The sequence below is a fragment of the Bacillus sp. N3378-2at genome (assembly GCF_033412715.1).
GTDB classification, from domain to species: Bacteria; Bacillota; Bacilli; order Bacillales; family Bacillaceae; genus Bacillus; species Bacillus subtilis.
The window spans coordinates 549,707-573,006 of sequence record NZ_CP117986.1 but is presented as its reverse complement, the minus strand read 5'-3'; the positions used below and the strand labels follow the sequence as shown (position 1 = coordinate 573,006).

The window sequence follows — 23,300 nt, the reverse complement described above, 5'->3', positions numbered from 1 at the left end:
TTTGAATATGACATCTTTAGAAAATTTCTCATCCTCAATCTATTAATATAAAAAAACCTTTCTCCCTATTTGTATGCAAGGGAGAAAGGTTCATTCCTTTTTCATATCATTTTCTAAAAAAACAGGTTCCTGTTTGTCATTTACCGTATATTTTACAGAAAACGCGGGGACAAAGGGGGTTTCCTCCCAAATCATATCCTGGATTTCAGTCCCGGGTTTAAACGTTTTTTTGCTTTTTTTGAGGCAAGAAGTCAGCTCAGTCCGGTAATCAGCATATATTTCTCCGTCTCCGTCAATCATAAGCGGCAAGGAATTCCCTGAGATTGGGCTTGTCACTGTAAGAGAGCTTCCATCCCCAAGCTTCTTCTCATCGAGTGTAAATAAATCGCGAGATAGCACATCCTTGTAAGGCGGATATTGATGCTCCTGACGATACATTTGGATGCGCAATTTCACATCGCGAATTTTTTCTGCCATCTTTAGATCAATTAATTTAACAGTCGGATCGTTCTCTACGTCAACAAGCACGTATTGATAGTCTCCCCCGCTTTCAAATGCCGTACTTGGAGGTTCAGCTATGTATCTTGGCGCTAACCGGTTAAAGTCTATCGGATATTTTTGATATAGCGGTGTCGACATATCTTTTGTTTGAATGGGAAGCAGCCCTCCATTTGCCTTTTGAAATTCATCAACAGCAGATTGAACCTGCTTTAGCTGGTCTTGATAAGGAATGGCATGCACACTGCTTTTCCGTTCATTTGGATATAAACATCCGGATAAAAACACGACTGCCGCAAAAATGATTGCGCACTTCAGTTTACCCATACAGCACTTCCTTTTACAGCTTTATTCATTGACAGGGCCGCTAAAAACCACGACAAACACAATAATTCCAGATATGAGCATACACATGTATGCGAATGATGAAATCGTAATCTTCAAAAAACGGTTTTGGCACTTAAAGCGGCTTAAATAGATGGAAGCTACAGCCAGAAACATCAGACCCATGGACCCTAGTGCAAACCACATTTTCATCAATGCCAGATTCAATGACGTGCGCCTCCCCGATATGTATGATGTAAGCGTTATATTATATTTTAATATACAGCGCCGGAAAAGATCAACCGGATTTTCCATCCTTTGATAGAACAAAAAAACTGAAGCAAAGAGGGGGACCTTCGCTTCAGTCAACTTGACTATATTCACCTGCACGTTTAAGAAACACTCTCTTGGACTTCGATGCTATAGTATGCGACTTGGCATACAGATGCATCCTCTATTGCCTAAATCGGCAAAATGTTTCAGGAGATCCCAAGACTTGGGTGTTCTTCTGTTTTTCGGGCTTTCGTTCAATTAAGATATGCGTTTCATCATACGATTGACACTTTTACTTCACTTGATTTTCAAACGTATTTACCAAATCCTCCATCTCGTGGGTTTTCCCTCTCGCCATTAAAGATTCAACAGCGGTTTCCACTTTTTGTCCGTTGAATAGGACCTGATGGAGAGCTTCTGTAATCGGCATTTTAACATCATATTTCTTCGAAAGCTGGTAAGCCGCTTTCGTCGTGCGGACGCCTTCGACTACCATTCCCATCTCTTCAAGAACATCTTCAAGCTTGTACCCTTTTCCGAGCAAATTGCCCGCACGCCAGTTTCTGGAATGAACACTTGTGCACGTCACAATCAGATCGCCTACTCCTGTCAATCCAGAGAACGTCAAGGGATTTCCGCCCATTTTCGTTCCGAGTCTCGCGATTTCGGCAAGTCCGCGTGTAATCAAAGCAGCTTTGGCATTGTCGCCGTACCCTAAACCATCTGTAATTCCTGCAGCAAGGGCAATAATATTTTTTAAAGCCCCTCCGATTTCAACTCCGATAATGTCAGGATTTGTGTACACCCGAAAATTGTGATTAATAAATAGATCCTGCACCTCTTCTGCTGCCCTCATGCTCTTTGAAGATGCAGTAACAGTTGTGGGGTGCCGCAACCCTACTTCTTCCGCATGACTCGGGCCGGAAAGGACAACGATATCTTTTCTGACATCACTCGGGAGCTCAATTTCCATAATTTCAGAAATGCGCAGAAGTGAATCTGGCTCAATACCCTTGCTGACATGAACAAAGACTGCCTTTTTCGTTATAAAAGGGACAGCCTGTCTCAGCACTTCCCGAATTGCTTTTGTCGGGACCGCAACGATAATGACATCTGCGTCTGAAACAGCCTCTTTCATATCTGTTGTTCCTTTAATGGATGTAGACAGCTTAACATTCGGCAAATAATCTTTGTTTTCATGCAACTCATTAATTTGATGAATTAAATCTGCACGGTGAGCCCACACACACACTTCATTTCCATTATCAGTTAGAACTAAAGCCAGTGCTGTTCCCCAACTCCCTGCTCCAAGCATTGTGACTTTTTTCATGTTTGATTCACACCTTTTTATTTTCTAGCTCTTGCAAATATTTTGATTGGTGTCCCCTCAAAACCGAACGCGTCTCTGATTCGGTTTTCTAAAAACCGTTCGTATGAAAAATGCATCAATTCCGGATCGTTTACAAACACAACGAAGCTTGGCGGCTTTACCGACACTTGAGTCGCATAGTAAATTTTCAAACGAGAACCGTTATGAGTCGGTGTCGGGTTCATTGCCACAGCATCCATGATGACATCATTTAAGACGTTCGTCTGAACTCGAAGTGAATGATTTTCACTTGCTTTAATAATCGCAGGCATCAGCGTATGGATCCGTTTTTTCGTTAAGGCAGACATAAATAGGATTGGCGCATAATCCAGAAATTGAAAATGATCGCGAATATTTTCTTCAAATTCTTTCATTGTGCTCTCATCTTTGTCAACAGCATCCCATTTGTTTACGACGATGACGACGGCCTTGCCCGCTTCGTGTGCATAACCGGCGATACGCTTGTCCTGTTCAATAATGCCTTCTTCGCCATCCAGCACAACCGCCACGACTTCTGAGCGGTCAATCGCTTTTAGCGCCCGCAGTACACTATACTTCTCAGTCGTTTCATAGACTTTCCCTTTTTTTCGCATACCTGCAGTATCGACAATGACAAACTCCTGCTGGTTGTAAGTAAATGACGTATCAACAGCATCTCTTGTCGTTCCAGCCACGTTGCTGACAATAACGCGTTCTTCGCCGAGCATCGCATTCACAAGTGAAGACTTTCCGACATTCGGACGTCCGATCAGACAGAATTGAACAACTTCCTCATTGTATTTCGTTTCTGGAATGTTTTTAAAATGCTCTGCAACGGCATCCAGTAAATCACCCAGTCCGAGTCCGTGTGTTCCCGAAATTGGATACGGCTCGCCAAAGCCTAGCGAATAAAAATCATAAATATTCGCTCTCATTTCTGTGTTATCCAGTTTATTAACCGCTAAAACAACAGGCTTTTTTGTGCGGTACAAAATTTTCGCCACTTCTTCATCAGCAGCTGTCACACCTTCACGGCCGTTCACCATAAAAATAATCACGTCCGCTTCATCCATGGCGATTTCAGCCTGCTGGCGAATCTGCGCTAAGAACGGCTCATCACCGATATCAATACCGCCCGTATCAATCAAATTAAAATCATAATTCAGCCATTCAGCCGAGCTGTATATCCGATCCCTTGTCACGCCAGGGGTATCTTCTACTATTGAAATTCTTTCTCCCGCAATCCGGTTAAAGATTGTGGATTTTCCTACATTTGGTCTCCCGACAATGGCTACGACAGGTTTACCCATAGTACCCTTCCTTTCAATCCAGCCGCTTTCATTTTTACATAAATTTTCAACCGGTTATTAAAATCATTTCATTCACTTTTATGAAAAGAAACCCTTCAGAGGAAGGGCTTAACTCATTTATTATATCAGTTTTTACTGGGATCACAACTATTCTTAAAAATGTTTCACGATCAAATACACGTCATCTCCGATTCTGTGAGCTATTCCATCAAGGATCGCCTCAAGATTTTTAGCGAAAAGCTCCATCTCCTTTTGGTCATTGCAAAAAAAGACAGGTGCTCCCCCTGCAACCCTGTTTGGATTTGTCGTGATTACAGACAAAATCACTTTCGTAAGAGATTCACTCATCCTATCACCTTATCCTGATTCTTGATAAATTCAGTCGGCATTCTAATCGCATTTTCCAGGGTTGGAACATTGCTAATAATTTGAACAGCCGTTTCGGGATGGTGAATTTGCGGAAGAACAAATACTGCCACTCTCCCATCATTTAAATCCCGTTTTGCAATTGGTGTCAAAGATGGTTCTCCTGAATCCCGATAAACCCCGAGCACATTGGAAACATCAAATAAAATGGCCTGACGCTGCCCTAAATTTGCTATCGTCGCTGCTGAATTAAAGTTTTTCGGCGTCAAAATAAAGCCCATGCCATGCTTTAAAATCAGTTCCTGTTTCTCTGGAAGCCCGATATTCATCATATAAATATTATCAACAAACAGTCCCGGACCGTCAAAGCGCGGCTTTATGTACTCGATATCTACAATATCCTTCAACACACTGCCCGACATAAACTTCATAGCCAGTAAAAAACAAACGACAGCCGCTATGACAGCAGCCCAGATGGATAAAAACACATACGCAGAGGTTGTCAAAAGCGCTGTAAAGATCACAATATAATTTCTGCTTTCAAACGCAATGGCAATCCCCTCAATATATGTGCTTCCCCTTGAGACAAGTTCATACGAATCCATTTGCGTCAATGTGTTCCGCTCCATGTTTCGGACATCTCTAAATTGCGTCGCTGCCAATGTTAAAAATGTGATGGCCGTAAATTCCTCCTGCAAAAGCGCCGGCATAATAATTGCACCTAAACCAGCCGCTATCAACCCCAGTGCGATGTGAATCACTTTCCCATGAACATAGGTCGGATACTGGCGGTAATCCGTTTTCAGCATATAAAGCCTTGTCGCAATTCCGGCAATGACCCCAGCAATAATCGGATAGATGTAATCACTCATGACATTTTGGTAGCTCCTTTGTTTGATCTTTTGCTTTTCTGACCAATCTGGCTTGCGAGGTGTTCGTATTTAGATATGCCAAACAGCAATATCATTCCCGCAGAACACGCATTCAGCCATTGAAAGCCGCCGACAGCCATAGCCCCGGCCAACTTCTGGATCACAAATGAATACACCAGTTCGCCTTGGCACATCCCTAGGACAAATAAGACAAGCTGCTTCTCAAAATTCCTTTCAACAGAAGCTGTTAAAAGCACTATTAATATAACAGCAGCCCACTCAGGTTTTATGATGAACCAAACCGGGTCATATAATGCAAAAAGATAAACAAACGCATACGCGGCAACGAGCGTCAGATAGACCATGATGTAACGAAAACGATACATTCCCAAATACCCGGCATAGACACATCCGCAAACGAAAAACATCAAATATGCAACATTCAGGGAAAAATATAAAGCGATGTCATGTATGCTTAGAATAATATTAGTTAAAATAAAGACAGAGACGGCAATTCGTCTTTTCGTCTTTTCAAAAATAAATGTTGTCAGAACCCACAGAAACCACATTGACCAATAGTAATAAAATTGTTCCATTTTACTCCTCCATATTCCCAGTATGGAGTTCAAGCACATTTTTTAAACAATCGATCTCACATTAAGGAGTATGATCATGGGAAAAGACAGACAAGAGAAAAAACTCAAAGCTTCAGGCAGAGTCGAATCAGACCGCGACCAGTCCATTCACTATGACGGAGCGACAAGCCTTGAACAAAACGGAAGATTCAAAAAGCGAAAATCATAATACAAAAAGCCCAAACCACATATGGTTTTGGGCTTTTATCATTTATCGCACACTATAGCTTGATGTATTGATCCCTCTCTCTGTGAGCCAATGATGGGTTTCACCTTTGATCACAAGGGGCGCCTTTTGTAAATCGTCAATCGTTCTGGCGCCCAGCACGGTCATAATCATCTTTAATTCCTCAAGGATCAGCTGAATCTCCTCAAGCAGTCCTTCCTCACCACTGTCAGTCAGCGCTTTTAAAAAATGCCCTGCCATTCCGGTGCAAGAGGCCCCAAGCGCAATTGCCTTTGCCACGTCAAGTGCATCTTGCAGACCGCCAGAGGCGATCATGGTGCTTGCAGGAAACTCAGAGCGGATTTCCGCCAAACTGGCAGCTGTCGAAATGCCCCACGAGTTAAAAAAGGAGATTTTCCGCTGTCTTCGGAGATTTTCGATTTTCGAGAAATTTGTCCCTCCGTAACCGCCAATGTCAACAGCTGCAGCACCAGCTTCATACAGCTTTCCTGCTGATTCTTTGCTCATACCGAATCCGACTTCTTTCACAATGACTGGTACACTGACATGACTGCAAATTTGTTCAATACGTTCCAGTGCGCCGCTAAAGCTTCTGTCTCCTTCAGGCATCACAATTTCCTGAATCACATTGAGGTGGATCTGCAGTGCGTTTGCTCCAATCATCTCAACAGCTTCCTTTGCCTGAGCAGCCGTTGCCTCGCTTCCCAGGTTGGCAAAAATCAGCCCGTTTGGGTTTTCCTTTCGAACAATTTCATAGGATAGACGCTCTGATGGATCTTTTAATGCTGACATTTGCGATCCCACAGCAAGGGGAATTCCAGCCTGATAAGCCGCTCGCGCAAGCGATTTATTAATCTCATATGTAAGTTTTCCGCCGCCGCCAGTCATTGCATTGATAAAAATCGGCGAACTGCTTGAAAGTTCGCCGATTTTCGTGGAAATATCTACTTGTTCTAATGCAAGATCGGGCAGACTGACGTGAACAAACGTAATATCATCAAGACCTGTTTCCCGCTTCTGGCCGGTGGACAAGGCATGATTGATGTGTTGTCTTTTTCGTTCTGCTCGAGTCACGTTTATCACCAATTATTTTAGTTTATTCAGCTTATCTCCGATCAGATCTCCAAGCTGGAAGCCAGTGCTTGTTTCTTCCTTCGCTTGATATTGACGGTAATCTTCCTGATCAGCTTTAGGCGTTTCTTCAAGTTCACGCATGCTTAATGAAATGCGCTCCTCATTTTCATTCACATCAAGAACCTTCACTTTTACAGTCTGTCCTTCTTCAAGGACTTCATGCGGCGTGCCGATGTGTTTATTGGAAATTTGAGAAATATGAACGAGACCTTCAACACCTGGAAGGATTTCAACAAAGGCACCGAAGCTTACAAGACGCTGTACAGTTCCTTCAAGCACATCGCCAGGCTTCACTTTTTCGCCGATTTGGCTCCAAGGTCCAGGCAGTGTATCTTTGATTGATAAAGAAATACGTTCATTGTCACGGTCAACCGATAACACTTTCACTTTTACTTCTTGTCCCTCTTCAACAACGTCAGACGGTTTCTCTACATGAGAGTGGGAAAGCTGTGAAATGTGTACAAGTCCGTCGATGCCGCCGATATCAACAAACGCGCCAAAATCAGTCAGGCGCTGTACTTTGCCATCAAGTACACTCCCAACTTCAAGAGACTGAAGAAGTTCTTGTTTTTTATTCGCTTGTTCACTTTCAACAACAGCACGGTGTGAAAGGATCACGCGGTTTTTATCACGGTCAAGCTCTACAACGAGCAGTGACAGTGTTTTTCCTTTATAGTCAGTGAAGTCTTCAACGAAATGTGCTTCAACAAGCGATGCCGGAATAAAACCGCGAACGCCGATATCAACGACAAGGCCGCCTTTCACGACATCTTTCACTTCAGCTTCAAACACTTCTTTTGTTTCAAATTTTTTCTCAAGGTCTTCCCAAGCGCGGTCTGCATCAACAGCACGTTTAGATAAAATCAAAGCATCGTCTTCCACTTTTGTTACTTTCAGGTCAAGCTCGTCGTCTACTTTAACAACATCCGATGCTTTCTCTACATGAAGACTTGATAATTCACTGATTGGAATAATACCGGATTGTTTGACATTGATAATTTCTACATCTACATGTTTGTCTTCTACCTTTGTCACAATCCCTTTAACTACATCTCCAACCTCTGGCACTTGAACATCAATTTGATTCATTTCCTCTGTCATTTGAATAACCTCCTTGGTCCAAACCTACACAGCTTAATTAAAACGGTTTGAAAGCTGAACATATAACATGCCCGCTTTTAGCCGAATATGTATTAAAGATTCATCCAAAAAAGTTTTTTGAATGATCAATAAAAAGTTTTATTAGTATTAACTTCTAATAAAAGGACAGGTTTGTCAAGCAATAACATTCTATCTTCGTTGAAAAATTCAAAAAAAGTGGCATTTGCCATCCTCAGCGGGACTTTTGCTCCACAGCCTCGAGGATTTTATCAGCTACCTCTTGAATGGAAAGCGATGTCGTGTCGATTTCAAGAGCGTCTTCTGCTTTACGCAGCGGAGATACTTCGCGCTCTGAATCAAGCTTGTCTCTTCTTGCAATTTCCTCAATTAATGTTTCGTAGTTGACATCAAAGCCTTTTTTCACATTTTCTTCATAACGGCGTTTCGCTCTCTCTTCAACAGATGCCAAAAGAAAGATTTTTACTTCTGCATTTGGCAGCACATGCGTCCCGATGTCACGACCATCCATGACGACGCCGCCTTTTTCCCCAAGCTGCTGCTGGCGTTTCACCATTTCTTCTCTGACACTTCTGTGCTTGGCCGCAATTGAAACTTGGTTGCTGACTTCATCTGTTCTGATCGCCTCAGTTACATCTGTGCCGTTTACAAGCACTTTTTGTCCATCTTTTGTTGTAATTAGCTCAATGTCTGTCCGCTTTAGCAGCTCAGCCAGTTTTTCTTCATCTGTCAGATCAACGTTTTCCTGTAAAGCCGCGTACGTAATCGCCCGATACATTGCTCCTGTATCAATATATATGTACGATTTTTTCTCAGCCACAATTTTGGCAACGGTGCTTTTCCCCGCAGCTGCCGGGCCGTCAATTGCAATCGATAATTTCTTTTCCATAATTCCTCTCCTTGCTCTTTTCTCCTCTATGGATTGTATCACGAACTATATGAAAAAGGGTGAAAAATTGATGAATAATTAATGTTTGAAGGTTTCAATCTTATTGTCCCCCTCCATGTTATCCACCCCTTCATATTGAATCACTTTTGATACGTATGGTTCAATATGCTGATAGTGAAAAAGAAATTGGACACCAAGTAAAATGATGGCCTGAATGAACAATAATTTGATCAGCAGCCGTTCAAATGTTTTCATTGGAGCACCTCCATTACAAATAGTATGGAAGTGTTTGCCGATGTTTATTCCATTCGGGCCTTTCTTCTCTTATTTAACTGGCGCCGGATGCAGTATTGAAGCAAAGCCTGCTGGTCACCTGCTGCAATTTCTGAATACTCTAAAGTCATTTTGCGTTTTCCTGACTTGGGGTCATTAAAGATTCGTCTGACAACTGCTTCTGTTTCTATTTGACGTGTGTGCTCCTCTTCAGGAAGACGGATGATCAGGCGCAATGATTCCCCCGATTGAAAAGAAAGGCCATCAGCTAAAACCACGGCGATGCCGCCTGCACTGATGTTATAAGATAGTGTGCGGATCTCTTCTTCATTTCCCGGCTGAATTTGCACATCTAATACGGCATCAGTTCTTACATATTGGCGGCGCTGGATTCTTTTCATTTTTTCACGTGGAGGCACTTCAAGACAGATCATTTGAAGTTTGTCCTTCACTTTACCTTTTATACGGCTTATAAAGCGATAAGGAACTTCGTCTTTTCCCACAAACTCTACCATTACTTCCATATCGTTATGTAAAATCACAGTTCGCCCTGTAACTACATCAACAGGATACGCGATCAAAAGTTCATTGTTTTCGATGCTGACCGCCTTGCTTTTTGCCTTTTTCAATTCATTTTCTTCTATATATTCTAAAAGTACAGTTTCTCCAATCTCTATCATTGACTTCACTCTTTCGCATTCAATATACTCACGTTTTTATTAAAGCACGTAATGAAAAAAAGGAAAAGACATTTAGTCCTTTCCTCCTATTTTTTATAGGTCTTTATATATAGGTTCTGCATTTTTTAGTTTTTCAACCTTTTCTTCCGATCCGTCTTTGGCATTGATATACATTCTGAATGTGTCATTTTCAATTGTTCCAAGCATTTCGTAACATAACACTTCTTGACCTAGTTCATTTGTAATCAAAGCGAGCCTTGTTTCTCTCACTTGTACATTTTTATTTAATTTAGACTTTGCCTCTGCTTCAGTAATTGCAGGCTTAGGTATGGTTCTTTTTCTGTGAGATGTGAGGAAGTCTCTTGCTGAAAAGCCGACAACCTCACCGTCATCCAAGGCCACTTTCATACGAATTGCCTCCGGGTACATCCGGACTTTATTTTCAACAGGAACATATGAAAATACACCGATTTTATCATATTGGGCACTTTCATCAATTTGCAAATCATCTGTTTCAAATCCGTTTTTCTTTAAAAATGCAAGCGCTCGGTTCGATCCGTCATTTAAACTGATTTTCTGATCTTTCACTTCCCTGTTTTGGATCAAGTATACCGGATGCCCGCCCTTCTTCGTAATATCCATATAAATCACTGCTTTATGGTCTGGGTCTTTCATGCTGATGCTATATACATCGCGATTTGTTTTTTTTCCGCTCTTTACCACTTTAATTGAATAATTGTCATCTGGGGCAAAGCGCTCAGCAATTTGTTTTGCTTCCTGTTCGGAAATTTGTTTTCCCTTCAGATGGCTGAAGCCTTTCTCTTCTTTTTTCGTACTGGTGAAACTCGGGCCAAGATCAGTGCCAGTGGAGAATGCACCAACATTTTTTTCGACTGTTTTAAAGCTGTTGATAATCGTATTATCACTTTGTTTTTCGTCAGAAGCCAGGGCCATTTCTACGTCCATCCAGCGAAGGTTTTTGCTCATGACAAGGTGCTGAACATGACGCAATTCATTTTGTATATCTTCGGACTGCTGATATAGCTTATTTAGTGATGTATACTCGTTTTTATCAAGCGGCTTTTGGTCCAAATCTCTGACTGACGTTTTATAGCTGAAATCGCCGATCTTTGATAATAGCTCTTCAGTTTTATTAAACGGCATTAATGTAAGCGGCAGCTGACTGACGCTGTTATGAGCTTCTGATGTAATCCTCCACACATCGATCAATGCAGGCGACAGTGATTTTTGGCTGTTCATGGCAAGTGTTGTTCCGATTTTATCATGAAGCTGATCCACCTGATAGGTAAGCTCATGAAACGCCCGCTGATAGTTATTTTCAGCATGAAGAAGAACTGCGTCTTTTTCCTGGTGTTCTTTGTATCCCCAGTAGCCTGTACCGACTATTGCAATACCAAGCACGGCGATTAAAATTCCTCTGATCATTTATCACACCTCTTTTTATGCTTTCTCATATCTGCTACTCACAGAAAATGTGTTTACCGATTCTTTTAATCTGCGGACGCCCCCAAATCCACGGACTTGTAGCCGTATCCGGATTAAAGTAGTAAAGTGCTTCCTCTGATGGGTCCCAGCCATTGATGGCATCCAGCACTGCTTCTCGTGCCGTTTCATTCGGCTGCATGTAAATTTGTCCGTCGGCTACTGCTGTGAAGGCAAGCGGCTCAAAAATAACCCCCGCTACTGAATTTGGAAATAACGGGCTGTTCAAACGGTTTAAAATGACTGCTGCAATAGCAACCTGTCCCTCGTACGGCTCGCCCCGGGCTTCGCCATAAACCGCTTGAGCAAGCAGCCTGATATCGTTGTTGGAAAATCCACCAGGCATGTTCGCTGCTACCGCATCCTGTTTTCTTGCTTTTGCTGGTGTATTGTTTTGCTGTTTATTCGCATTCGCTTTAGGCTGCTGCGTTGTTTTTTCCGCAGGCTGTTTCTGCCGTGCTTCTGCTTGTTGTCTTGCCTTTTGTGTTGCTGCTTTTGATGGTTTCGTCTGATACTTTAGCGGAATTTTTCCGTAATGCGTGAATGTATTCCCTTTATTGAGTTGTTCCATGACATATTCACGATAGTATTTTGATTTACATATTAAGGTTTGCTTTGTTTTAGCTCCTACAAGGCCGTCAACCTCTTTTAACCCGAATTGATCCTGAAAATTCCGAACTGCCCAGTACGTCCCCCATCCATAAACCCCGTCAATTTTTCCGTTATAATATCCGTTGTATTGAAGACGCGCCTGAAGTTCGACCACATCGTCCCCGGTTGCCCCTCTTTGAATGACCTGATTCGAAAAGGCAGAGATGGTTTCAGTATTGAAAAACGTCGTTATTGTAAAGGAAAAAAGGATGAGACATGCCATAATCGATCCTTTGGACTTCATCTTTTCAAGCCTCCTACTGCAAATTTTTAAGTGTAATCGTATTTTCTGTAACGAGGTTATTTTTATACACTCTTTCCTTGTTATCCCTCAGAACATCAAAACTCTTTTGTAAAAACTGCACGCAAAAAAGCCGCACGGTTGCTGTGCGGCTTCTATACTTGCATCATATTAACGGAACGGGCTTTTTTCGCTTTACGCAAACCAAACCACCATAAAAATACCATAAATGGAAGCATATAATAAATCCAATTGCTAAGCGCTGTTAGGATAAAATCATATGATCCATGCAAAAGGGATGGGACAACTAAAGAAAGAGTAAGCCACTTTACACGCGCCTTATCAGCGGAAAAACGGGCTTTTCCAAGGTAAAATCCCATTATAACGCCAATCAAGGCATGGCATGAAACAGGCAGCAGCGCCCTGACAAACGCATGCTCTACGCCGTGGCCAATTAAATAAAGAATATTTTCGAGGGTTGCAAAACCGAGTGATACACTTGTACCGTACACAATCCCGTCATAATGCTCATCAAAGTGGGCGTGCGGGTAAACACTGATCATCAGTATAAACCATTTTAATGATTCCTCCAAAAACCCCGAGGATAAAAAAGAAACGAAAAAACTTCCGCCTCCTACATTCTCTTTTTCAAGTACATACTGGATAAACATGATGGGAAATACAAGAACAACCCCGAGAAAAAACGACCGAAGCACCATATGTACAGGTTCATTATCATACTGATCTTTTAAATAAAAATAACTTAATAACGCGATGCCGGGGGCAATTCCTGCAGAGATGATTGCAAACATCAGGCAACCTCTTTCCTTTATATTCCTACGTCTATCCTACCATGTTGTTTAAAATTTTACATCTGTCTGCACTTAAAAAAACAAAAAGAGCATACGAATGCATCATATGCTCCTCATCTTTAATGGTTTTCTCTTTTGGCGATTTCCGCTGCGATATGCCCCCCGTGAAACCTGCCGTTTTCAATAAATATTTCATTTGCATTGTTTCCCGCAGCAATAACCCCGGCAATAAAGACACCTTCAACGTTCGTTTCCATCGTTTCTTCGTTGAAATATGGACGCCCTGTTTCTTTATCAATTTCAACACCAATTTTTTCAAGAAATTGATGATCGGGATGATAGCCTGTCATGGCAAATACAAAATCATTTTTAATGGTAATGAGTTCTTTCTCTCCGGAGCGATACACAACTTCATCCTCAGTGATTTTTTCGACACACGCGCCAAATTCCATACGGATTGTACCGTTTCTGACGAGGGCTTCAAATTCCGGCAGAATCCACGGCTTAATGCTTGGAGAATACTCATTGCCCCTATATAAAACTGTGACACGCGCCCCAGATTTCACGAGTTCAAGGGCAGCATCCACGCTTGAATTTTTCCCGCCGATGACAACAACATCTTTATCAAAATACGGGTGGCCTTCTTTAAAATAATGAAATACTTTCGGCAAATTCTCACCGGGTACATTCATATAGTTTGGATGATCATAATAGCCTGTGGCGATGATACAATATGGCGTCTTGTAGGTCTCTTTTGACGTCTCAATAACAAATGTATTATTTTCCGTTTTCGTCACTTTATGCACCATTTCAAATGCGTTAACACGGATGTTTTTCCGTTTGACGACTTCTCGGTAATACGATAAAGCCTGAATTCTGACAGGCTTCCTGTTTTCCGTAATAAATGCCACATCTCCGATTTCGAGCTTTTCACTTGAGCTGAAAAAGGTTTGATGCGTCGGATAATTGTAAATACTGTTAACGACATTGCCTTTTTCGATGACGAGGGCATCAATGCCAATTTCTTTTAGGTGAATGGCAGCGGATAGTCCGCAAGGCCCTCCGCCTATAATAATTGCTTTTTCTTGAATCATTTCTGTCAACTCCTGCGATTGGCATTTCACTTTATATTTCTATTTCCGAATAAAAAAATCTCCTATTTTATCATAGGAGATTTTTTATTTTTATGCAAATCATCAACTTATATCCAGCCTCTAAAACGCGAAGCTTCAGCCATTTTGCGAACGCCGACCATATATGCAGCGAGCCTCATGTCAATTCTTCGGTTGTTAGCCATTTCATAAATATTGTTAAATGATTTGACCATCATTTTTTCTAATTTTTCTTCTACCTCTTCTTCACTCCAGTAGAAGCCTTGGTTATTCTGAACCCATTCAAAATAAGAAACTGTTACGCCACCGGCACTTGCCAGCACGTCTGGTACAAGCAGAATGTCCCGGTCTGAAAGAATCTTTGTTCCTTCAAGCGTTGTTGGTCCGTTCGCTGCTTCAACGACAATTTTAGCCCGAATATTATGGGCATTTTCTTCTGTAATTTGATTTTCAATCGCAGCAGGAACGAGAATATCACAATCCAGCTCCAGCAGCTCTTGGTTGGTAATGGTATCGTTGAAAAGCTTTGTTACGGTACCGAAGCTGTCGCGTCGGTCGAGTAAATAATCGATATCAAGGCCTTCCGGATCATAAAGTCCGCCATACGCATCTGAGATGCCGACAACTTTTGCCCCCGCATCATGCATAAATTTTGCCAAATAGCTTCCCGCGTTTCCGAAGCCTTGGACAACGACACGCGCACCTTTAATATCGATGCCTCTCTTCTTAGCCGCTTCTTTAATACAGATGGTAACACCTTTTGCTGTCGCAGATTCTCTCCCGTGAGATCCGCCAAGCACAAGCGGTTTGCCTGTAATAAATCCAGGCGAATTAAATTCATCAATTCTTGAATACTCATCCATCATCCAAGCCATGATTTGTGAGTTTGTAAATACATCCGGTGCCGGCACGTCTTTTGTCGGGCCGACAATTTGGCTGATCGCTCTGACATACCCTCTGCTCAGACGCTCCAGCTCTCTAAACGACATATCCCTTGGATCACAAACAATTCCGCCTTTACCACCGCCATATGGAAGATCAATTATGCCGCATTTTAAACTCATCCAAATTGAAAGCGCCTTCACCTCTTTTTCTGTTACATTCGGGTGAAAACGTATCCCGCCTTTCGTTGGACCGACAGAGTCATTGTGCTGCGCACGATATCCTGTGAAAATCTTAACTGAACCGTCGTCCATACGAACAGGTATTTTTACCGTTAATAATCTCATCGGCTCTTTTAACAATTCGTATACCTCTTCGGGATATCCCAATTTTTCCAGAGCCTTATGTATTACGGTTTGGGTTGATTTTAATACATCAAGTTTGTCCTCTTCTGTATGACCGGTGTTTCGATCGGCTGCCATTTGAGTTAACCTCCTAGAATCTTCTGTTTCTCACATGCTCCCTTTCAGAGAATAGTATACACCTTCATATGATCTGTGCATAGAATAAACGTTATGTTTTTCCATGTTTTTTAACGAAAAAAAACTGCTGAAATCAGCAGTTTTCCGTTGCATTCTTATGAAAAATGAGTTTGTATCGTTTCTACGGCATTACCGTCCATAATGAGCTTACCATACTCTTGCAGGCGATAAATCGTTAAAGTTGTCGGATTGCCGTATTCAGCCAGAACCGCCACAACCCCTTCAGCCGTATGTGACCCTAGATCTTCAAGGCTTAAAAAGTACTGCCCGTCATAGTGGTAGACAGTTCCCCCTGTGATACCGATTCGCTGTAAGCTTTCTGAAAGCTGAATGATATCTTCAAAGGAATGGAATTGATATATGATGTCCGCGCTTTCATCAAGCTTGACTTGCATTTCGATGTAATCATCATCATACTCATCGTCTTCTGAATCGGCGTCTTGGTTCTTTGTTACAATCACGACCATCCCTTGTGCTTGGAGAGAATACACTTCCACTGCAATCGGTCCATTCGCTTCAAAGCCGAGCTCTGTATTTGCTTCATTCATCATATCTTTAAATAACTGGTGGACTTTAAATGAGTCCTTCCAGAGGTCTTCTTTTGTCAATCCCCGGTCTGTCAAATCATCGAGGGTTAAAAAGATTTTGATCTTATTATAATTCAGACGCTCAAGCCGCATAACGTTCCCTCCTGCCTCTACTTGCACACAAATCATATAACACATTATATGAGATGATGAGTCATAGGTTCTTAATTGTTATCAGTTTACACTGAGTTCACTAGTAAGACAAGCACAATGCAGTTTTTATTGCCATACGGATTTTTGCTTTTTAGAAGTTATTCTGGCCCGCAAAGAGTCACAATGTGAGTTTCAGGCTCAGCACCTAAACGAAGAGGCACTTTTGTCGTGCCGTAGCCGTTGCTGATTAGATATGCCGCGTTTTTAACAATACCTGTTTTCCCCAGTTCATAAGGGCCGAATTTTCCAAACCTGATCTGGCCTCCATGGGTATGTCCGCTGAGTATCACATCAATACCGTCATCTTCATTGATTTGTTCATGAATCTCCGGATTATGGCAAACCAGAATATTCAGCTGGCTTTCATCAAGTTCTTTGATGGCTTCCTCATAATGATCCATCTCCATCCTGATATCATCAACCCCCGCAATCGCAATCGTATGCCCATTGTATGAAAACGGGACTGACTCATTTCTCAGAGTGATGATGCCGTGCGCTTTAAATATGGAATACAGCTTATGCTGCCTGACTTCATAATCATTATTCCCCCACACAAACACGATAGGGACCCCGAAATGTACGAGCCTTTTGATGTTTTCCTCGATTCTCGCACTGGGCACCCCGCCCTCAGCTAAATCACCGCCGATTATAACCAAGTGGGGGGCATGGCTTCGCGCTTTTTCTAAAAGGTCTTGATCGATGAGACGTTTGTGAATGTCTGAAATAAAAAAGATTGTCAGAGGCGGCTTGCCCTTCATCTTTGATAAAGGAAACGTATGTGTCTTCAAATGATTGCCTTTTGCTGTTGCATACATTTTTGCCGTCATTGCCGCTGCCGCAACAGTTAGTACACCGGCAATTTTCACTGATAGCTTCATAAAAAACTCTCCATTCTTTTTAGAACTTATCAATAAGACGGACAATAAAAAAAGACGTTTCTATCGTTTGAGAAAACGCCCCATTTTATTTACTTTCAAAATATAGATTAATGTCATATTTGTGCTTCATCATATGAAAAACAGACTCTCTCGCCTTCCATTTATCGGGCTGCGGCCAGAGATCAGTGCTTTTCTGAATAATTTCACATCTCAGTTTATGGAAATCGGTCTCGGATTTTTCTTCCTTTTTCTTGAAATAATATGAAGTGCAGTAGGCAAAAGCGGTTGCCAGCATCCAAAATAAATAAAAGGTATGGCTGAGTATTTCTTGAAGTATAAGCTGAGGCTCCGGGCTTTTGCTCATGATCATAACACATAATAAGCCTAGGCAGATAAGTGAAGCCCATCGCCATCTGCGGCATTGTGCTGCATAATTTTCGAATTTTTGTTTTCGTTTTACAAGCGCTTGGAGCATCTGTTTGGTCGGCGCGTCTGTAAACTGATCCAGCTGATTCCATAAGGATTCCATACGCTTCACACCTTGTCCATTTTCATTGCTACAATATATGAACGTAAAATAAAAATAATACCCTATTCATCCATTAAAGGGATGTCCAAAACTTGTCCGGTGTAAACATCATTTCCATTCAGATGATTATATGCTCGAATTTTTTCTTCTCCTGTCCGGCTTTTATAATACTTCATGGAAATGCGGTATAGCGTTTCTTTCTTTTGGACGGTGTGCTTGACAACGCGATTCGGCACATTTTGAACTGGCTCAGCTGGCTGTTCTTGCTGTTGTACTGTTGATTGGGAAGAGGAAGCAGCCGCGGCGGTTGCTTCCTCCTTATTTGGCGAGTCTTCTTTTTCCGCTACAGCAGTCTGTTTCTTATCAGCAGCTGTTTGCTCTTTTGGCTTGGAATCTTCTGGCTCTTTTTTTGACTCCTTCTGCAGTGCGGTTTCTTTAGTGTCTGCGGTATCGTTTTTATCCTCTGATTTCGGGACAACCTCATATTTGCTTTGGCTGCTGTCAATAAAAACATCTTCATAATCGTCATGATTATCCGGGTGGCTCTTTAGATAAAATAAGGTGACTAAAACGATAACCGGCACAAATACAAATATTACTGCGAGTACTGTGAATAATGGCGTTTTTGTTTTGCCTTGCTTTTTTTTCTGTTCTCTTTGATTTTTTACAGATTGTCTTGTCGGAAGGCTTTCTCCATCATCGACATAATCGTCCGCCAATGCGGCGTTTTGATCTTCATAAAGATTCTGGGCTTTTCTTCTCTCTACTCTCGACATGTTCGTCATGTTTATCCCTCCTCACATGTTCAAAACGAATCTGACAGGCAAACACGGCATCAATGATAAAATGCGCCGTCATCGGAACAAATAAGTTGCCGGTCCATTCATACATCAGACCGAGCAAAAAGCTGATTGCTGTCACCATAATAAATAACAGCCATTTTGACAAATACCGAAAGTGCAGAGCGGCAAATATAAGGCTGGCCGCCCATAAACCGATATGAGTCTGCAGCACTCCTCTGAATAACATTTCTTCCGCGAAAGCAATCAGAAGCGTTAAAAATATAATATGAGGGATTGACCTCTTACTGAATATTTTTTTATTGATTCCGCCGTCATCATATAAATGAGACGGAAACCATTTCATTACTGCCATATCGGCTAAAATAACAATAACAGCTATAGAAACACCATACCAGATGATTCGCATATCGCGAATGTCCCAGAGCTTTAATACGTCCCGTACATCCTCAAAAAAGAACAGTCCTGCTGCAGCAGCGGCAAAGATGATGAGTAGCTGCGTCAAATATAACTGCTTCAGCATATCACGGTCAGTCATATGCTGAATATAATCTTTTTGCTGTTTCAGTTCAGCTCACCTACAGTCTGCAAGCTGAATATCCGGTGCAATTCCGAACTCCAGCTGTCTAATGGCGCCATTTTACTCCGTGCCCCTTTTAGTTCATACAAGGATAAATCAAAACCGCAATGTGAACAGCACGGGAGGTTTCCGTCATCAGGCTCGTATGATTCATCGAAGTAGGTTAACAGTGCCTGCCTTAAACAGCCGTCACGCTGAAGCAAAAATGATACACGGTGCATTTTTTCCAGCTTCAGCTCCATGCGATATGAAATTTCTTTCTTCATCAGTTCAACTGATGTTTTCCCCTGCATAAAGAGATGAATCATCATACGGGCCTGTGTCTCTCCGACGCCATACTGAAGTAATACGTCACGCAGCCTTCTCTCATCCCGCTCCTCCGTCTTTTCTAGGACACGGATTACGTCGGCGATTTCTTCAGCTGTGACACTCTCCATCTGGATAATCTGTTCCTGCAATTCAAAATCCCCTGGCGCCCGCAGCAAAATGCTGACACTCGGCTTTCCATCACGGCCCGCTCTGCCGATTTCCTGCATAAAAGCTTCTGCCGTCTGCGGGAGGTGAAAATGAATCACATATCTGATATCGGGTTTATCGACACCCATTCCAAACGCATTCGTACAACATATCACATCAAGCTGGTTATGAATAAACTGCTGCTGAATTAAAATCCGGTCCCCTGACTCCAAACCGCCATGGTAAAAGTCGGCTCTGCTGCTCGTTTTGCTTTTAATTTCACCCGCTAATTCCTCGGCCCATTTCCGTGTCGGACAATAAACAATTCCCGGACCTTGCAGGTTTTCAACCAGCTGAATGACCCTATCTATTTTTTCGGCAGTATCCACCGCATTTTCAACCCTCAGTGCGATGTTTGGGCGGTTGACTGAGTTGAGATGGCGTACAGCATGCTGCAGCTCCAGCAGGTTCATGACATCTTGCAGCGTTTCCTTTGTAGCCGTGGCGGTCAATGCCAGAACGGGCGGGTGACCAAGTTTTTTTCTCAGCTGTCCGAGCTTTGAATAATCAGGCCTGAAGTCGTGTCCCCATTCAGAAATACAATGCGCTTCGTCAATAACAAATAGGCTGATCGGGACGCTTTTCAATTTTTCCAATACATATGGAGACTGTAAAGCTTCAGGAGACAAGTACAAAAATTTATATCGATGAATATGTTCTAAAACAAATTGTCTTTCCTGCCTGTTAAGCATGCTGTTCAAAGCTGCAGCACGCTTTTCCCCCCGGGCTTTGAGCTGCTGCACCTGATCCTCCATTAAAGAAAGCAGTGGAGAAACGATTAATACCATGCCGTCAAGCATATAACCAGGCAGCTGGTAGCAAAGCGATTTCCCTCCCCCAGTCGGGAGCATTGCAATGGTATCCTTCCCGCTGAGTATGCTTTCAATAATGTCCTGCTGCCCTTTTTTAAAGGAAGTAAAACCAAAAAACTGATATAACGTTTGCTGTAATTTAGTCATATTGCTGCACCTGCTTTGTCAATGCCAGTCTGATTTGAAAGTAGCTGAACCGCTGTTCCAGCCCGTCGCGAATTTGTTTGATTTTATTCGTCCGCATCCGTTTGGCAAACTCTGCGATTTGGAGCTGGTCTTCTGCTGATACATAATCATTAATCATAAACGCAGGCTCATGGAGAGAAATCTCGACAATGTGGTCTTCAATCGTCGCTGTTTTCAGCTTTCTGATTTCAGCAATTCGATGTATCGGAAACCCTTGTTTGACCATCTGCCATGTTTTCCTCGTCGACTCTGTCAGGGCATTATCTAAGTGCACATCAGAAAGGAGATCCTTTAACAAAGCATCTTCACACTCCGGAAGAGAATGAATAAAATAATGTACCGAAGCCCAAAACATGATATAGACATACCATTCGTCTTCTTTCAGCGTATCAGCAAGCTGCCTGCTAGTATAACCGATCCGATGGTGCGAGGTTAAGGAGTAGACAAAAATTTGCGCTGCTTTGTTTTCAATCTTTTTCAAATGCGCCTCAAGCATGGCAAAAAGGCTTTTTGCCATCTCTATATGATCCGTATGCCGGGACAGGTATTTCTTTACCCAGTGAAGTGTCTTATGATCCTTTGTGACAGGGATATACTGCCTGCTCCCTTGCTGTTTATGGGATAGGACCTGCACAAGCAGCGAAAGCCTTTTCCAAAGCACACCGGCAGCCTGCTGATAATGAGCGCCGTGACAATGAACGGGCCAAGGCCGCTCGCTAAGGGCATGCCTTAAAACTGCTGCGCCGCTGGCTGTCACTTTGTATGTATCTGTTTCAGACATTGGCGAGAGATATGAATGCTTTTCAAGCTTGTCAAGCGACTCAGAAACATCGCTTCTCGAACATTGCGCCGCCATTCCAAAGTATTTTGCAGTCTGAAATAAGCCGGCATCTTGAATGGTTTGTGACGATCTCTTGCCTTTGAATAGGTGAAAAACAGCGCTTCCCGACCGTTCCCCGTTTATTTTGCAAAGGCAATCGAGAACCATAATATCGAAGTAATTTAATGACAACCTATCCACCTACATTCTTCCTGACAAAAATCGTTGATTTGCTCTTTTTATTTTAACAGATTTCAAACAGAAATCGACGTTTAAAGTCATCATTAAGGGGGATGTTATGTAGATAACCCCTTATGTGATAAGCATTCTCAATCATTTTTCTGTTGAAATGTGGCAGCAACATCATTACAATAAGTAAGAGGAATAGGTGTTAAATTGATTAAATATAAAGATTGATCCATTTGTTCCACCAAGAACAATCTGGGAGGTTTTATTCATGGCAAAGTACACAATCGTAGACAAAGATACATGTATTGCATGCGGCGCTTGCGGAGCTGCTGCACCAGACATTTACGATTACGATGATGAAGGCATCGCGTTCGTAACGCTTGATGAAAACAAAGGTGTTGTCGAAGTTCCTGAGGTACTGGAAGAAGATATGATTGACGCATTTGAAGGATGCCCTACTGATTCCATCAAAGTGGCGGATGAGCCATTTGAAGGCGACCCGCTTAAATTTGAATAGAAGTAACTAAAAAAAGCTCCCGAACGGGAGCTTTTTTATTTAATGGATATGTGCACTTCGCTGCTGCTCAATCCATGGCTTAAGCTTGATAAAAATTAGTGAGAATACAACCGTAATTACAATACCTTTTATCATGTTAAACGGGAGGATACCTGCGACGACTGCTGTTTTTAGCGCGCTGTCGGATAATGCCGGTGAATGTAAAAACCACGTGTATGCCGGAAGAATCAGAACATAATTTAAAATACTCATTAAAATGGTCATCGCTGCAGTTCCCAAAAGCAGGCTGACAGCCAAGCCCTTTGCTGAGTTGAGTTTTTTAAATAAGAAAGCAGTCGGCAATATAAAGAGTGTTCCTGCAATAAAATTCGCAACTTGCCCTACAGGAACTCCGGCCATGCTTCCCTGAATGATATACTGAGGAACATTTTTTATCGCTTCTACGGCAATACCCGCCAAAGGTCCGTAAATCAGAATGGCAATAATAGCGGGAACGTCGCTAAAATCGATTTTTAAATAATCCGGAAGACCCGGAAACGGGAAATTTAACAGCATCAAAACAAATGCAATGCTGCTCAGCATGCTGACCACAACTAATTTTTTTACTTTCACTTCATTCTCTCCTTTTCGATCACATCTTACTCGAAAACAGAAAGGTTCTTTTCCAGCCAATAAAAAAACCGCTTCATATATAAAAGCGGGGTTTCGAAAATTAGGCTAGGCAAAGAAACGTTTGAAAAATTCAATTTCAAAACGCTTATGAACCTCCATCTTCTCCCATCCAGACTGTACTGTCGGCTCCGGAATCTCACCGAATCCTGCTGTAAAGACAGCTCGCGGGCTTAGAGCCATTGGCTCATCACCGCCGGTAGGGAATTTCACCCTGCCCCGAAGATTGATCATATGAAATTTAATTACATTATAAACGATAACTGGTTGGCTGTATAGAGAATTGCTTCAAATTATATATATTACCTGCAAGCTGTCAAATCATTGATTTATTAGGCTTTACTTTTATCCTTTACTGCGTCAATACACGTTGACACTCTTTTGAGAATATGTTAAATTATCAGATATTTAGT

27 protein-coding genes and 1 riboswitch are annotated in these 23,300 nt (G+C 42.1%); of the genes, 2 read left to right on the top strand and 25 right to left on the bottom strand.

Annotated elements, in window-relative coordinates:
* Positions 1-90: 90 nt before the first annotated feature.
* The 7 genes from PUN35_RS03165 to PUN35_RS03135 form a co-directional block, all read right to left on the bottom strand.
* Positions 91-825 carry a hypothetical protein gene (locus PUN35_RS03165; protein ID WP_014480132.1) on the bottom strand — a complete coding sequence of 245 codons (735 nt, stop codon included), beginning with the start codon at positions 823-825 and terminating at the stop codon, positions 91-93.
* Between the two features lie 21 nt (positions 826-846).
* Positions 847-1,050 carry a DUF2768 domain-containing protein gene (locus tag PUN35_RS03160; RefSeq protein WP_014480133.1) on the bottom strand — a complete coding sequence of 68 codons (204 nt, stop codon included), beginning with the start codon at positions 1,048-1,050 and terminating at the stop codon, positions 847-849.
* Positions 1,051-1,387: 337 nt separating this feature from the next.
* The gene (locus PUN35_RS03155; protein ID WP_003230566.1) at positions 1,388-2,425 is read right to left on the bottom strand and encodes an NAD(P)H-dependent glycerol-3-phosphate dehydrogenase; all 1,038 of its coding nucleotides are present in this window, start codon (positions 2,423-2,425) and stop codon (positions 1,388-1,390) included.
* 17 nt (positions 2,426-2,442) lie between these two features.
* Positions 2,443-3,753: a ribosome biogenesis GTPase Der gene (der, locus tag PUN35_RS03150; protein WP_014480134.1), complete on the bottom strand. Its 1,311-nt coding sequence runs from the start codon at positions 3,751-3,753 to the stop codon at positions 2,443-2,445.
* A 153-nt stretch (positions 3,754-3,906) separates the two neighbouring features.
* Positions 3,907-4,101 (bottom strand): capping complex subunit for YIEGIA, encoded by a 195-nt coding sequence (locus PUN35_RS03145; protein ID WP_014480135.1) that lies wholly within the window; start codon positions 4,099-4,101, stop codon positions 3,907-3,909.
* The gene (locus PUN35_RS03140) at positions 4,098-4,991 is read right to left on the bottom strand and encodes a YIEGIA family protein (RefSeq protein ID WP_003230562.1); all 894 of its coding nucleotides are present in this window, start codon (positions 4,989-4,991) and stop codon (positions 4,098-4,100) included. Before PUN35_RS03140 ends, PUN35_RS03145 begins: the two co-directional genes overlap by 4 nt.
* Positions 4,988-5,587: a YphA family membrane protein gene (locus PUN35_RS03135; protein WP_014480136.1), complete on the bottom strand. Its 600-nt coding sequence runs from the start codon at positions 5,585-5,587 to the stop codon at positions 4,988-4,990. Before PUN35_RS03135 ends, PUN35_RS03140 begins: the two co-directional genes overlap by 4 nt.
* A gap of 76 nt (positions 5,588-5,663) precedes the next feature.
* On the opposite strand from PUN35_RS03135, the gene PUN35_RS03130 reads away from it, so the two are divergent.
* Positions 5,664-5,795, top strand: coding sequence for a YpzI family protein (locus PUN35_RS03130; protein WP_003225499.1), 132 nt, complete (start codon positions 5,664-5,666; stop codon positions 5,793-5,795).
* 42 nt (positions 5,796-5,837) lie between these two features.
* On the opposite strand, the gene fni is transcribed toward PUN35_RS03130, so the two are convergent.
* The 17 genes from fni to PUN35_RS03045 form a co-directional block, all read right to left on the bottom strand.
* Positions 5,838-6,887: a type 2 isopentenyl-diphosphate Delta-isomerase gene (gene fni / locus PUN35_RS03125; RefSeq protein WP_014480137.1), complete on the bottom strand. Its 1,050-nt coding sequence runs from the start codon at positions 6,885-6,887 to the stop codon at positions 5,838-5,840.
* A 12-nt stretch (positions 6,888-6,899) separates the two neighbouring features.
* A complete protein-coding gene (rpsA, locus tag PUN35_RS03120; protein ID WP_014477197.1) occupies positions 6,900-8,048 on the bottom strand; it encodes a 30S ribosomal protein S1 in 1,149 nt (382 codons plus the stop codon).
* Positions 8,049-8,280: 232 nt separating this feature from the next.
* A complete protein-coding gene (gene cmk, locus PUN35_RS03115) occupies positions 8,281-8,955 on the bottom strand; it encodes a (d)CMP kinase (RefSeq protein ID WP_014480138.1) in 675 nt (224 codons plus the stop codon).
* A 78-nt stretch (positions 8,956-9,033) separates the two neighbouring features.
* Positions 9,034-9,210 (bottom strand): YpfB family protein, encoded by a 177-nt coding sequence (locus PUN35_RS03110; RefSeq protein ID WP_014480139.1) that lies wholly within the window; start codon positions 9,208-9,210, stop codon positions 9,034-9,036.
* Between the two features lie 44 nt (positions 9,211-9,254).
* Complete coding sequence (dgrA, locus tag PUN35_RS03105) at positions 9,255-9,908, bottom strand: cyclic di-GMP receptor DgrA (RefSeq protein WP_014480140.1); 654 nt, start codon at positions 9,906-9,908, stop codon at positions 9,255-9,257.
* Between the two features lie 93 nt (positions 9,909-10,001).
* Positions 10,002-11,354, bottom strand: coding sequence for a germination protein YpeB (gene ypeB, locus PUN35_RS03100; protein ID WP_014480141.1), 1,353 nt, complete (start codon positions 11,352-11,354; stop codon positions 10,002-10,004).
* 34 nt (positions 11,355-11,388) lie between these two features.
* Entirely contained in the window at positions 11,389-12,306 is a 918-nt protein-coding gene (gene sleB, locus PUN35_RS03095; RefSeq protein WP_014480142.1) for a spore cortex-lytic enzyme, read from the bottom strand.
* Between the two features lie 152 nt (positions 12,307-12,458).
* Positions 12,459-13,115: a glutamic-type intramembrane protease PrsW gene (gene prsW, locus PUN35_RS03090; protein ID WP_014480144.1), complete on the bottom strand. Its 657-nt coding sequence runs from the start codon at positions 13,113-13,115 to the stop codon at positions 12,459-12,461.
* A gap of 119 nt (positions 13,116-13,234) precedes the next feature.
* Positions 13,235-14,209, bottom strand: coding sequence for a YpdA family putative bacillithiol disulfide reductase (locus PUN35_RS03085; protein ID WP_014480145.1), 975 nt, complete (start codon positions 14,207-14,209; stop codon positions 13,235-13,237).
* Between the two features lie 107 nt (positions 14,210-14,316).
* Entirely contained in the window at positions 14,317-15,591 is a 1,275-nt protein-coding gene (gene gudB / locus PUN35_RS03080) for an NAD-specific glutamate dehydrogenase (RefSeq protein ID WP_003230536.1), read from the bottom strand.
* Between the two features lie 155 nt (positions 15,592-15,746).
* Entirely contained in the window at positions 15,747-16,331 is a 585-nt protein-coding gene (locus PUN35_RS03075) for a genetic competence negative regulator (protein ID WP_003230533.1), read from the bottom strand.
* Between the two features lie 158 nt (positions 16,332-16,489).
* The gene (locus PUN35_RS03070) at positions 16,490-17,269 is read right to left on the bottom strand and encodes a metallophosphoesterase (protein WP_014480146.1); all 780 of its coding nucleotides are present in this window, start codon (positions 17,267-17,269) and stop codon (positions 16,490-16,492) included.
* Positions 17,270-17,354: 85 nt separating this feature from the next.
* Complete coding sequence (locus PUN35_RS03065; RefSeq protein ID WP_014480147.1) at positions 17,355-17,798, bottom strand: YpbF family protein; 444 nt, start codon at positions 17,796-17,798, stop codon at positions 17,355-17,357.
* Positions 17,799-17,860: 62 nt separating this feature from the next.
* Positions 17,861-18,583: a LysM peptidoglycan-binding domain-containing protein gene (locus tag PUN35_RS03060; RefSeq protein ID WP_004398603.1), complete on the bottom strand. Its 723-nt coding sequence runs from the start codon at positions 18,581-18,583 to the stop codon at positions 17,861-17,863.
* A complete protein-coding gene (locus PUN35_RS03055; protein ID WP_014477208.1) occupies positions 18,534-19,136 on the bottom strand; it encodes a CPBP family intramembrane glutamic endopeptidase in 603 nt (200 codons plus the stop codon). The genes PUN35_RS03060 and PUN35_RS03055 overlap by 50 nt, the downstream gene beginning before the upstream one ends.
* A 26-nt stretch (positions 19,137-19,162) precedes the next feature.
* On the bottom strand, positions 19,163-20,653 hold the full coding sequence (locus PUN35_RS03050; protein WP_014480148.1) for a RecQ family ATP-dependent DNA helicase: 1,491 nt from the start codon (positions 20,651-20,653) through the stop codon (positions 19,163-19,165).
* Complete coding sequence (locus PUN35_RS03045; protein ID WP_014480149.1) at positions 20,646-21,704, bottom strand: YpbB family protein; 1,059 nt, start codon at positions 21,702-21,704, stop codon at positions 20,646-20,648. Before PUN35_RS03045 ends, PUN35_RS03050 begins: the two co-directional genes overlap by 8 nt.
* A gap of 265 nt (positions 21,705-21,969) precedes the next feature.
* Between PUN35_RS03045 and PUN35_RS03040 the strand changes: the two genes are divergently transcribed.
* Positions 21,970-22,218, top strand: coding sequence for a ferredoxin (locus tag PUN35_RS03040; protein ID WP_003225461.1), 249 nt, complete (start codon positions 21,970-21,972; stop codon positions 22,216-22,218).
* A 39-nt stretch (positions 22,219-22,257) separates the two neighbouring features.
* On the opposite strand, the gene fmnP is transcribed toward PUN35_RS03040, so the two are convergent.
* Positions 22,258-22,830, bottom strand: coding sequence for a riboflavin transporter FmnP (gene fmnP / locus PUN35_RS03035; RefSeq protein WP_014480150.1), 573 nt, complete (start codon positions 22,828-22,830; stop codon positions 22,258-22,260).
* 153 nt (positions 22,831-22,983) lie between these two features.
* Positions 22,984-23,118: riboswitch (FMN riboswitch) on the bottom strand.
* Positions 23,119-23,300 lie beyond the last annotated feature (182 nt).